Source organism: Paenibacillus sp. FSL R5-0470 (assembly GCF_037975205.1).
Lineage (GTDB): Bacteria > Bacillota > Bacilli > Paenibacillales > Paenibacillaceae > Paenibacillus_AQ.
The window spans coordinates 930,645-941,985 of sequence record NZ_CP150238.1 but is presented as its reverse complement, the minus strand read 5'-3'; the positions used below and the strand labels follow the sequence as shown (position 1 = coordinate 941,985).

Annotated in this window: 9 protein-coding genes; 4 read left to right on the top strand and 5 right to left on the bottom strand. The window is 42.7% G+C overall.

All coding sequences use genetic code 11. From position 1 onward, the window contains the following. Positions 1-217 precede the first annotated feature (217 nt). On the bottom strand, positions 218-4,534 hold the full coding sequence (locus tag MKY99_RS04085) for an S-layer homology domain-containing protein (protein ID WP_339268843.1): 4,317 nt from the start codon (positions 4,532-4,534) through the stop codon (positions 218-220). A gap of 167 nt (positions 4,535-4,701) precedes the next feature. Here MKY99_RS04085 and MKY99_RS04080 point away from each other — a divergent pair, with 167 nt between their 5' ends. Further along, on the top strand, positions 4,702-4,827 hold the full coding sequence (locus tag MKY99_RS04080; RefSeq protein ID WP_052404154.1) for a DUF4023 domain-containing protein: 126 nt from the start codon (positions 4,702-4,704) through the stop codon (positions 4,825-4,827). Positions 4,828-4,940: 113 nt separating this feature from the next. Here MKY99_RS04080 and MKY99_RS04075 read toward each other — a convergent pair whose 3' ends face one another. Both MKY99_RS04075 and MKY99_RS04070 read right to left on the bottom strand, forming a co-directional pair. After that, the gene (locus MKY99_RS04075) at positions 4,941-5,645 is read right to left on the bottom strand and encodes a hypothetical protein (RefSeq protein ID WP_339268841.1); all 705 of its coding nucleotides are present in this window, start codon (positions 5,643-5,645) and stop codon (positions 4,941-4,943) included. A 187-nt stretch (positions 5,646-5,832) separates the two neighbouring features. Beyond that, positions 5,833-6,354, bottom strand: a complete 522-nt coding sequence (locus MKY99_RS04070) for a GNAT family N-acetyltransferase (RefSeq protein ID WP_076287051.1) — start codon at positions 6,352-6,354, stop codon at positions 5,833-5,835. Positions 6,355-6,518: 164 nt separating this feature from the next. Between MKY99_RS04070 and MKY99_RS04065 the strand changes: the two genes are divergently transcribed. Beyond that, complete coding sequence (locus MKY99_RS04065) at positions 6,519-8,114, top strand: AMP-binding protein (protein ID WP_339248425.1); 1,596 nt, start codon at positions 6,519-6,521, stop codon at positions 8,112-8,114. A gap of 80 nt (positions 8,115-8,194) precedes the next feature. Here the strand turns inward: MKY99_RS04065 and MKY99_RS04060 are convergent, their stop codons facing one another. Next, positions 8,195-8,773 carry a hypothetical protein gene (locus tag MKY99_RS04060; RefSeq protein WP_339268839.1) on the bottom strand — a complete coding sequence of 193 codons (579 nt, stop codon included), beginning with the start codon at positions 8,771-8,773 and terminating at the stop codon, positions 8,195-8,197. An 11-nt stretch (positions 8,774-8,784) separates the two neighbouring features. Continuing rightward, positions 8,785-9,225, bottom strand: coding sequence for a HEAT repeat domain-containing protein (locus MKY99_RS04055; protein WP_042184977.1), 441 nt, complete (start codon positions 9,223-9,225; stop codon positions 8,785-8,787). Between the two features lie 227 nt (positions 9,226-9,452). Between MKY99_RS04055 and MKY99_RS04050 the strand changes: the two genes are divergently transcribed. Both MKY99_RS04050 and MKY99_RS04045 read left to right on the top strand, forming a co-directional pair. Further along, positions 9,453-9,941 carry a DUF4358 domain-containing protein gene (locus tag MKY99_RS04050; protein WP_042184975.1) on the top strand — a complete coding sequence of 163 codons (489 nt, stop codon included), beginning with the start codon at positions 9,453-9,455 and terminating at the stop codon, positions 9,939-9,941. A gap of 6 nt (positions 9,942-9,947) precedes the next feature. After that, positions 9,948-11,333 carry an MBOAT family O-acyltransferase gene (locus tag MKY99_RS04045; protein ID WP_339268836.1) on the top strand — a complete coding sequence of 462 codons (1,386 nt, stop codon included), beginning with the start codon at positions 9,948-9,950 and terminating at the stop codon, positions 11,331-11,333. Positions 11,334-11,341 lie beyond the last annotated feature (8 nt).

The following is an 11,341-nucleotide window of genomic DNA, read 5'->3' as shown; positions in this document are numbered from 1 at the left end:
TGTATAGAGATTCATTGCAAGCATTATTTTAAAATTCATATTATTTTGTATTCTGTTACTTCTTCATCATAATAGTCCACTTCCTTAATGATGTTTTCCGGCAAAGTGATGGCTTCTTATACAAAAAGCATTAAACACAAAAGAGCCCCAGCAGATAAGCTGAGACCCCTTTGTTAGATACAAGCTAAGCTTGAGTTCAATTCACGCAGATAATAGATTACTTCTGCCCTTTTTCTAATAATGCAAGGATTATGGTAACCGCCTCTGCTCTTGTTGCCTTCTGGTTAGGTGCAAATTTATTCTGCCCTACACCGTTCACAAGGCCTGATTTCGCTGCTGCTGCAATATATGGCACTGCCCATGCTGGTACATCCTTAGCATCATTGAAGGTTAATGTCGCTTTAGGATCTACCGTAATACCAATAGCACGAACAACCATAACTGCTAATTCTGTACGTGTTAGCTCCTGCGTAGGACGGAATGTTCCATCATCATAGCCACTGATAATTTGCAGAGATACAGCCTGTGCCACAAAAGACTTAGCCCATGCTGGAATCTTCGCAGAATCCTTAAAGCTTGAAGTGTCACCATTCTCCGGCAATTGCAATGCACGTGCCAGCATTGTGATAAATTCAACCCGATTTACTTTCTGATTCGGACGGAAAGTATCATCCGGATAACCACTAACGAAGCCAGCTGCTACTGCTTTCTCGATAACAGCAGCCGCCCAGTGATTGCTAGTATCCGTTAAAGATGGCTTACTAACTGGCGTCGCAGTTGGTGAAGGCGCCGTTGTCGGTGCTGGTGTAGCTGTTGGCGCTACTGTTGGTGTTGGTGTTGCTGTCGGTTTTATCGTTGGTGCTGTTGTTGGTGCTGTTGTTGGCGCTGTCGTTGGTGCTGTTGTTGGTGCTGTTGTCGGCTCTGTTGTTGGTGTTGGTGTTGGTGTTGGTGTTGGTGTAACTCCACCATTCTCATCGCCCTTAACAATACCGAACTCTTCAAGAACATATGGTCTAGCCTCATTAACATTCTGATCAATCTCATAAGATACAGCTGTCAGCTTCCCTGCATCTACAGTGATACCAACAAAGGTCTGAACTTGACCGCGCATTGGACGCGTAGCATCACTTGGGTCCGCTCCGTATTTAGCTGCTGTATTCTCATTGGCTACTTCAAAGAGATTATAGTAAGCATCTCCCAATTCTTTCTTCATGTTCTTATAGTAAACCTTCGCTCCTGCCGTAGCTGGAATCAGATAGATTGTTCCATCTGGGTTTACTGTGTACTCCACAGTTTGACCATTGAAGCTTTCCTTGATCTTCACTGTGTCTGCTGCAGTTCCGTCTGCCTTGATTGGCTTCGTCCGTGCATAAATATGGTCGTGGCCTTGAAGAACCAAGTCTATGCCCAGTTCAGCCATCATTGGAGCGACTTTCGCTCTTTCTCCATTAGCGCCCATAATATCTTTGTCAGTAGCGTGGTTAGAGGTTGTATATGGTCCTTTATGCATAGCGACGATAATCCACTTCGCTCCAGCAGCCTTCGCTGCTTTTACATCGGCCTTCATCCAATCCAACTGTGCTTTGCTGAAGTTAGCATATTCATCCGAATTCTCATTCGTGTTCAAGACTACAAAGTGCGCATTGCTGTAATCATAGGAATAGTATGCTCCTGTTTCTGTTGGTGAGCCTGCGGCTTCCTTAATATTGTAGTGCTCATAGAAGGCATTTGCTTTATCCTCATGGTTCCCCGCAACTGGAACAATAGTAGTATTGAGCAAGGTTTCCTGCGAATGGCCAAGCAACCAATTCCATTGTGATTCGTTGGTTCCAGTATCTACGATATCTCCGTTAATCGCCACAAACTCAGCATTCGGGAATGTCGTAAGTGCTTTTGCCATCGTTTCTCCAGAAAGAATAGCCTCATCTTCCGTCTTAGCTTGTGTGTCCGCCAGATCGATGAAAGTAAATGCACCTGTCTTAGCAGCTGTTTCGAAAGTTCCCACTGCACTCCACAATCCCAGTGCTTTATCACCTACACGGAAGTAGTATTTCGTATCAGCCTTAAGGCCAGAAGCTTCAGCTTTATGAACTAATTCATCCTTTGAATTTCTGGAAACAGCTGAACGGCCTGTAAATTCAGCAGCTTTTGCAAAGTCTGGAGTAACGCCCGTATTCTCCACAACCTGTAGGTCGCTTCCTGCAGATTTCAACGCTGTGTACCAAGTGAATCCTTTTGCACTCACTGGGTCGCCGTTAAAGGTAACTGTAACTTTTTTGATAGAATCGGTAGAAGCAATTTTAGCTTCTGAATTGGTTCTGTTACTTACAGCTTTGATAACAAATTGATAGGTTTGGTTTGGATTAGTATTTTCTACAGTGTAACTATAAGAAGTTTGACCTTCCATATTAGGAACACTGACCGTCCAATTTGCAGATACCAGATCATTTTGCTCATAAATGCGATATCCCGATACTGGTGCACCGGATGCAGGAGCATCCCAAGTTAACGTGATTTTACCGCCATCTGCTACAGTAGCTTTTGCATTCTGCACAGGTTTAACAGCTACGTCTGACTTATGAATGCTGTACTTATCATACAAGTCTGTAGTTCCACCAGTTGTTGTGGTGTAGGCTTCGTAAGAAAATTCATCGTGAGTTACAGTCATTCCTGTGAACATTTCCTTACCAGGCTGTTCGTATTTAGCTGCAAAAGGAAACGGACCTGCGCCAACATTATATTTTTTATTGCCCGCTGCATTTGTAATCAGGTATAACGTACCCTTAGGATCAGTTACCACTCCGTTTTTATCCGGCTTAATATCCGTCAACGGCTGATTGTTGTACATTTGATAGCTTCTAGTATAGGTGTGGTCATGTCCTCCGATAACCATGTCAATACCAAGCTCATCAAATACCTTTGTCAAATTAGCTCTGTAATAGAGTACATCTGTATCATTTGTGTGACTGGCAACAGAATAAGGTGATTTATGCAAGAGCACAACCTTCCACTTCTGATCGCTTTTCGCGGCTTCACTGCGCAGCCACTCTACTTGTTTTTTGTAAATTTCGTTATTCTCAAGACTTGAGCTAGCACCATAATATTCTGTATTAATAACCATAAAGTGTGCTGAACCGTAGTCAAAAGAATATACAGAGCCATCTGGTTTTGCGCCCGTATTCGAGACATTAGGTAAATTAAAATGAGTTGTGTAATTGCTATAACTCTTACTTTCATGATTACCTACCAGTGGAACCAATGGAATATTTGCTAGAATATCCTTTGGTTTATTGAAGAACCATCCCCATTGCTCCTCAATATCACCGTTGTCTACCAAATCACCGGAATTCAGAATGAATTCACTTGTCGGGAATTTAGCCAATCCCTCTTGAAGGGTATGATTCCAAATATCAAAATCACCTTCAGTTGTACCTTGAGAGTCCGTTGTATATAAGAACTTAAATGCCTGATTACTGGAGCTTTCTGTTGTAAACGTTCCGATGTCACTCCAATTGTCAGCTTGTCCATCCCCAGCACGGTAAGCATACTCCGTTCCCGGCTGCAGATGATCAGCAATGACCTTATGACTAGTCAGTACTACTGGTTTCTTGGCTGACTTATCCGCTTTGGTCATATACACGCTTGTTGTAACCGATGTTCCTTCGTAAGTTTGAGCACCTACCGGGAACTGACCGTCCACTAATTTAGAAGCTTCTACTACTTCAAGCTTGGTACCCGTCACACTCTCAGGTGCATACCAGTTGAATCCCATACTAGTCTGAGGGTTTCCGTTAAAAGTAAGTGCGATAGACTCAGGCTTCCCAACTCCAGGGTCTACAGGCTCTACTACCGGATAAGCAATCAGGTTCATATCCCAATAGAGGTCAGAGCTACCATCACTCGACTGATGCACCTCAGCTGAAAGCTCATTACTTCCGTCCTTCAAGTTAGCCTTTACTACTTCGGTAAGGTCTACCTTGGTATATTCGTTTGGATCACTTAAGTTAGTTGAACTTTTTGTTTGAAAATTAATTTCGCCCGCTGGCATAGCCTCACGGTAAATTTCTTTACCGTTCAAATATAGTACAGCTCCGTCATCAAATGCGAAGTTACCCAAGATTTTATCGGATTTCGCAATCTCTTCCTTATTCACCGTTACGTTTGTACGGAAGTAAGAAGTACGATATTTCATACTCTTATTAGAACCGTAGCTTATATTTGTGTTCAGAGCACCAAATTGCTTGCTGCTGACTCCGGATCCACTATCTTTATAACCAAGCGGCGCTTGGCCAGACGCCCATGTTGAATCATCGTACACGGACCGCCATACCGTCCCTTGATCTGTTCCGTGATCTAGATACTTCCACGTAGAATTCCCTGCCAATAATGTAACAGGCTCTAACGATTGTAATTGCAGTAGTCCAGCATCCCCATTGCTGTCTTCAGCATAAGCTGGTATTCCTGTGAATGTAATTCCCAGTACCATAACGAAAGCTAAGGTCATGGATACAGCTTGTTTAAATAACCTGTTCATAATCAGTCTCCCTTACTGTTCTATGAAATGCTTGCATCCATTTATAGTAACTATTAAATATTTTCGCAATGTCTTTATAAACATAGAAGTTTGTAAAGTACATCGTGTATGTATTCTTACAAAAGTGGTTACAGTAACGGCAAGGTTGCCAATCAAGGAGGATAATCATGGACGATACTCATGCTTTTGTAGAAAAAGTACACGATACCCAAAAGAAAGCTGAAAAGAACAAAGAAAATCACGGTAAAAGTACACCAAGTCAAAAGCTGCCAAATAAACAGCACAGTAAGTAAAAGCGTTTAAATCATTGGCTCCCAAACACGACAAAAAAAGCAGCAAGCCTCTTCAACTACGGGAGACTTGCTGCTTTACTTTTTAAGGCACAAAGATAAGTGCTAATGAGGGCTTATTTCGTCCATTTCACTACATTCACTGCTACTTTTTCTAATTGCGTCTTACTCAGTGTTTTATTCGGGGAACTAATAGTAACAAAACGATCATCTAGTTTATAGGTCAAGAACAACGAATCGGTGGATGGACTATACCATTTAGCTTCGGTTCCGTTAGAGAGCTTTACGGTTTCACCTTTATATTCGTAAGAGTAATCACGAGGAGAAATGTTCACCTTCATCTGCTTAAACAGAAAGTTCACACCATCATCTGAACCCACTACTTTTTGAAATGCGTCTCCACTCACCATTTGAGTAGGTGCATAGGCTGTTTCAAAACCTTGGAAATTGGCGAAGGCTTTAACAATCTCTTCTTTCTGAGTGTTGCTGTATTGTACTGGAGTCAGAGAAATAGTGTCAGTCACCGAGCCTCCTGTGCCAAGAATAACCTGATTGTTCACCGCATCAAAGGTCACAGGCACCTTCATTACATCAGCAATCGCACGTACAGGAAGATAGGTTGTATTGTTATACGTAATTGGTGCCAGTGCATTTCCTTTATTATCAACTGGCGTATAAGCCGTGCCATTCACCTTAAATCCAATGCTGTGATTGAGATATGCCGTAATTTTCTGAAGTTTAGTTCCTGCGTACACACCGGCTGATCCTGTAACTACCATCCCAAACACCATTGTTGCTATAATTATTTTTTTGTTTTTCATAAGTAAGCCCTCCTCGAAAGTTCAATCTTTGTTCTTACTTTAGCTCAAACAAAATAAGATTATGTCTCTAAGTTGTTTCTTACTTGTACCCATTTTGTAATTAAAAAAATCAAAATATCATTAATTCAAAAAAAATAAAAACAGCAACCCGCTTGTCCTAAAAAGGATCGTACGGATTGCTGTTAGATTAACTTTGATACGGCGTTGTAACCTTATACACTTCTGTATATAAAATTTCTCTATAAAGATTGAATTCTTCTACATCGACAGGGTTAGGGTAAGTCATAATTTGAAGCGGTAAATCCGCATTTCCCTCACGCAGAGGGGGCTGCACATACGCATAAGGATTCAAATGGAAGCCCAGTCGCTCATAAAAGCCAATTCTCCGTTGTTCCATTTCACCCAGTGGCGGCTCTACTTCAAGAAGCACAGGCTTGCCCGACTGACGGATATATTCTTCCATCAGCTTTTTACCAATGCCCCCACCTCTTATACTTGGGTCCACGGCAATATGTTCTACAAATCGAAATCCTGGAAACTCCCAGCAAGCTATAAAAGCAATGATTTTCCCCTCAGCATTCACTTCGGTAATCAATCGGTAATGTGAAACATCCAATAACTCCTGTTGTCCCTCATAGGTTCTGATCTCGGAGGTAGGAAAAGAGGCTTCCATAATGGCGAATATTTCATCAAAAGTTGTGTGATTCATAACATAGTTCTCACTTTCTGGATTTATATTTACACAAGTTATCTTAACCTTCTAAACCCTATGATATCAAATTTAAGCCTCAAGGTACTAGTACCTGGTACTAGGATAACGTGCTATACTAAGCATAACAGTTATACACATCTTGTTTTATATAGGAGAGGTTCATATTGGATAATCAGCAGTGGATCGCACCTGAGTACTACAATCTCACTTCGGAAATGGAACGTCATGCTCCGGAAAAGATTGCGCTTAAGTGGTTGAATGAACAAGGAGACTACGAGGAGATCACTTACGGAGATCTTCGCAAGCAAGCTAACCAACTTGCCGGAGGGCTCGCAGCACTCGGCCTTCAGCAAGGGGATCGTGTTCTTGTAATGGTTCCCCGTCGAATCATCGCTTATGTCATCTATTTAGCATGTCTGAAGCTAGGACTTGCCATTATCCCTTCATCAGAAATGCTTCGCGCAAAGGATTTATCTTATCGTCTGCGGCATTCCGAAGCCAGAGCTGTTATTGCCTGGTCCGAGGTCACTGATGAAGTTAATAAAATCTCAGACGATCTGCCTGCTCTGGATTACCGTCTTTCCGTATCCGGCGACCCTGACGAGCTCGGTCATGGATGGCTAGATCTGGAAGGCCTAATGATTGATCAGCCAGATAAATTCACAGCAGTCGAAAGCCACCGCGACGATATGGCAATCTTGGCATATACCTCTGGAACAACTGGCAACCCTAAAGCAGTCGTTCACAGTCATGGCTGGGGTTATGCTCACTTACGTATCACATCGCCTCAATGGCTCGATATCAAAGAAACCGACACCGTTTGGGCAACAGCAGCACCGGGCTGGCAGAAGTGGATCTGGAGCCCCTTCCTAACCGTCCTTGGCAATGGGGCGACCGGCTTTGTATATAGTGGATCTTTTCATCCCAAAAAATATTTGCAGCTGTTACAAGATCACAACATCGAGGTATTATGCTGTACGCCAACCGAATATCGCTTGATGGCCAAATTAGAAAATCTCAATCAGTATGACTTGTCCCATCTTCGCTGCGCGGTTTCCGCTGGAGAGCCTTTGAATCAAGAGGTTATCAACACCTTCCAGCGTGAATTCAATATCACGATTCGTGATGGTTACGGTCAAACAGAAAGTACGCTTATTATCGGTACTCTCAAAGATACACCTATCCGAATAGGTTCTATGGGTAAGTCTATTGCTCCTGGTCTAATTGAAGTGGTAGATGAGGACGGTATTCCGTTACCTGCTGGAGTTGTTGGAGATATCGCAGTGCACCTAAGCATGCCAGCGTTATTCCATACCTATTACAAAGACCCTGGCAGAAAAGAAAGCTCTACTCACGGCGAGTTCTTCATAACTGGTGACCGGGCACGGAAAGATGAAGAGGGTTATTTCTGGTTCGAGGGCCGTGGAGATGACATTATCATTAGTTCGGGCTACACCATAGGTCCTTTCGAAGTAGAAGAAGCCCTTATGAAGCATGCTGCGGTTAAGGAATGCGCGGTCGTTGCAAGTCCGGATGAAATCCGCGGACATATCGTTAAAGCTTTTATTGTACTAAAAGATGAGACCGCCGCTTCTCCAGAGCTTGTGAAAGAGCTGCAATCCCATGTTAAAGAGTGGACCGCTCCTTATAAATATCCACGCAAAATCGAGTTCATTCAAGATCTTCCGAAGACGACCTCCGGAAAAATACGGAGAGTAGAGCTTCGCGAGCAGGAGAAACGTGCTGCGCAGGAGTAACATAACAGTAGATATTTAATAAACAAAGAGCAGCTAGTCCGTAATAGGACTGCTGCTCTTCTTTATAGGGTATCAGCTTGTTACTCGGACCAATATTTCGCATCCGGGTTTAGAGCCGCGCCTACTTCGCCCTCTTTTACTAAATCGCAATCGAGGTAACCCTCTTCATCCAGGAAATAAACCTCCTGCTTGTAGAACTCACATAAAGTCTCCAGGAACTTTTCAGGTGATTCATACATAACAATCAGATCCCCAAAATCATGCAGCAGGTCACATACACGTTCCACACCATCTGCAGATTTATAGTAACAAATGAAGTCGCTACCGTAGTTCGTTAAGATCGGCAAGATAGCGCCATCCACTTGATGGCCTTTTTCCTCCAATATTCCAGCTAAAATCTTCATCTCTGCTTCATATTCATTAATATGAATTAGACGATACCCTGGAATAAATTCGATCAGACTTGGTTCTTCTTCCTCACTGCTTGTACCCGAAACTGTGTTATAAATGGCCTTCAGCAGTTCAGGGGCTTCCGGAAAAATCGCCGTAATCTTCGCTTCATTATCACCCTTACCTAAGCTGGCAATATATTCAGGACGTAAGTCAGCGGAAAGCTTGAGATATTCTTGAAATTGTTCTGTCAATTTGTTAGTTTGCATGTTGTCATCCTTTACTTGTTCGAGGAATTCCACATCTTCATCAGCCAAGCATCAAAGTCAGCGCCCTTTTCGCCTTCGTAAATATCGTACACGTCGATTCTCATCTTCTTCAGTTTCTCTTTGAAATCTTCGTACGAATGATCTCTTGGCAAGCTCTTCTTGATTCTCAGGAGTATTTTGGATACGCCTTTTACTAGCTCTGGTTTATTCTTGGACGGTGCTTTAACATCTTCGCCGAATGCCTTCAGTTTAAGGTAAGCCGCTTCTTGAACTGTATATACAGGATCGCTCTCCATTAAACGCGTCAGGATATCGATAATTTGTTTGTGGTTAGTCTGTCCCAGTTCTTCAACAGCTTCTAGACGGGCTCTCCAATCCGCAGAGCGGTTGGCAGCTTTCTTTAATTCCTCGTAATTCTCCGGTAGTCCATTATTGTTCAGTTCTTCGATCATTCCGTTCAATCCCCTTCTATTCAAAACTATCTATCTAACATTAACAGTATAACCAACCATTGCGCAAGCTAAGAGAGGAAGATCTTTGCATGACCTTTTCCTTCAAACATATTTCCACAAAATTGGGGTAAAGTATTCGAAAGAAAGTGTCCCGCAACATTCTATATATTCTTTACGTTAGTTAACTAGAGAAACGTAGATCAAACACACCAAGGAGAGTGACCTAATTGAAAAAACATACCTTCATTCTAGCGTTAACTATTGTATTAAGTGTAATGCTTAGCGCCTGTTCCAGTAGTAACAATGAAGCCGTTGTCGAAACCAATCTGACGCCGAAAGAAATGATCGACGAGATGCTCGCAAAAGTGGAACAGCCTTCATTAATGGAAGTTGAAGAAGATATGGTGGCTCAGCTGTACCATCTAGCTCCATCATTACTTGAAGATTATAGCATTAGAATGCCAATGATGAATGTGAAAAGTAACGAAATTGCCATTTTAAAAGTTAAAGATGCAAAAGATATCTCTACTGTCGAAACCGCCGTCAAAGAGCGTGCGACTGATATTCAAAAGCAATTCGAACAATACCTTCCGGATCAGTATGAGAACGCCCAAAATTATAAGCTGGTCACAAAAGGCAATTACATCTTATTCGTGATTTCGGAGAGTGCTGATCAGCTGGTGACTGAATTTGATACCTTGTTTACTAAAAAATAATTAGCGATGGTATTCAGCAGCCTACTGTTCCTTTTCCTGTTCCTGCCGGCTGTCCTTGCACTCTACTATGTTTCGCCTTGGCGAATCAAAAACCTCATATTGTTCTTAAGCAGTCTGGTGTTTTATGCTTGGGGCGAACCCGTCTACATTGTAATTATGTTGCTGTCCACCATTACGGATTACGGCTTTGGTCTACTTCTTAGTAGACCGAAGCTAACTAAGGTACAGCGCAAGTGGATTGTGGTTAGCTCTATGCTTATTAACCTGGGCTTATTGTCGTATTTCAAATATGCAGATTTTCTCTTCCAAAATGTAAATGAACTCCTCGGTACTCATATCCCATTAACTGATTTACCACTACCTATTGGGATTTCGTTCTATACCTTTCAATCCATGTCGTACATCATTGACGTATACAGAGGAACTGCTAAAGCACAGCGAAATTGGATTGATTTCGGTACGTTTGTAGCCTTGTTCCCACAATTAGTAGCCGGTCCTATCGTTCAATACAACACCATTGCAGAGCAATTACGAGCGCGTTCGGTGGATATCCCCATGTTCGCAGAGGGTGTACGAAGATTCATTATCGGACTAGCCAAAAAAGTGCTGCTTGCCAATAACATCGGTTTGCTCTGGCACACCATCTCCAGCTCCAATCTAGATTCCATGCCTGCTTTAACCGCCTGGATTGGCATTATTGCATTTGCTTTTCAGATCTATTTTGATTTCAGTGGATATTCGGATATGGCGATTGGCCTCGGCCTTATGTTCGGCTTCCGCTTTAACGAGAACTTCAACAAACCTTATATTTCACAGAGCATTACCGACTTCTGGCGGAGATGGCATATTTCCCTTAGCAGTTGGTTTCGTGACTACGTATATATCCCGCTTGGAGGCAACCGCCGGGGTTTAGGCATTCAAGTGCGCAATATCCTCATCGTCTGGCTGTTGACGGGAATCTGGCACGGAGCAAGCTGGAATTTTCTACTCTGGGGATTATACTTTGGGGTTATTCTTATCTTTGAAAAATGGTGGGGATTAAAGCTACTGAGCCGCCTACCGCGCTGGGTTAGGCATCTATATGCCATTGTACTTATTCTCATCGGATGGGTCTTGTTCGCCTTTGAAGAACTTCCATTGGTGCTTAGTTACTTGCAAGCGATGCTAGGCTTTAACGGTCAGCCATTGTGGGATACCACTACTTTATACTTCACTTACACAAACGCGATTCTACTCGTCATACTAACTTTAGCCTCTGCACCTTTAAAAGCTTTCAAGCGTATGGATGCTAGAACGATTCCTTCTCTTGTTTGGTATGGTGTGCTATTCTTCCTATCTGTCGCTTACTTAGTGGATGCTACCTTTAACCCGTTCTTATATTTCCGATTCTAGGGGGTGAT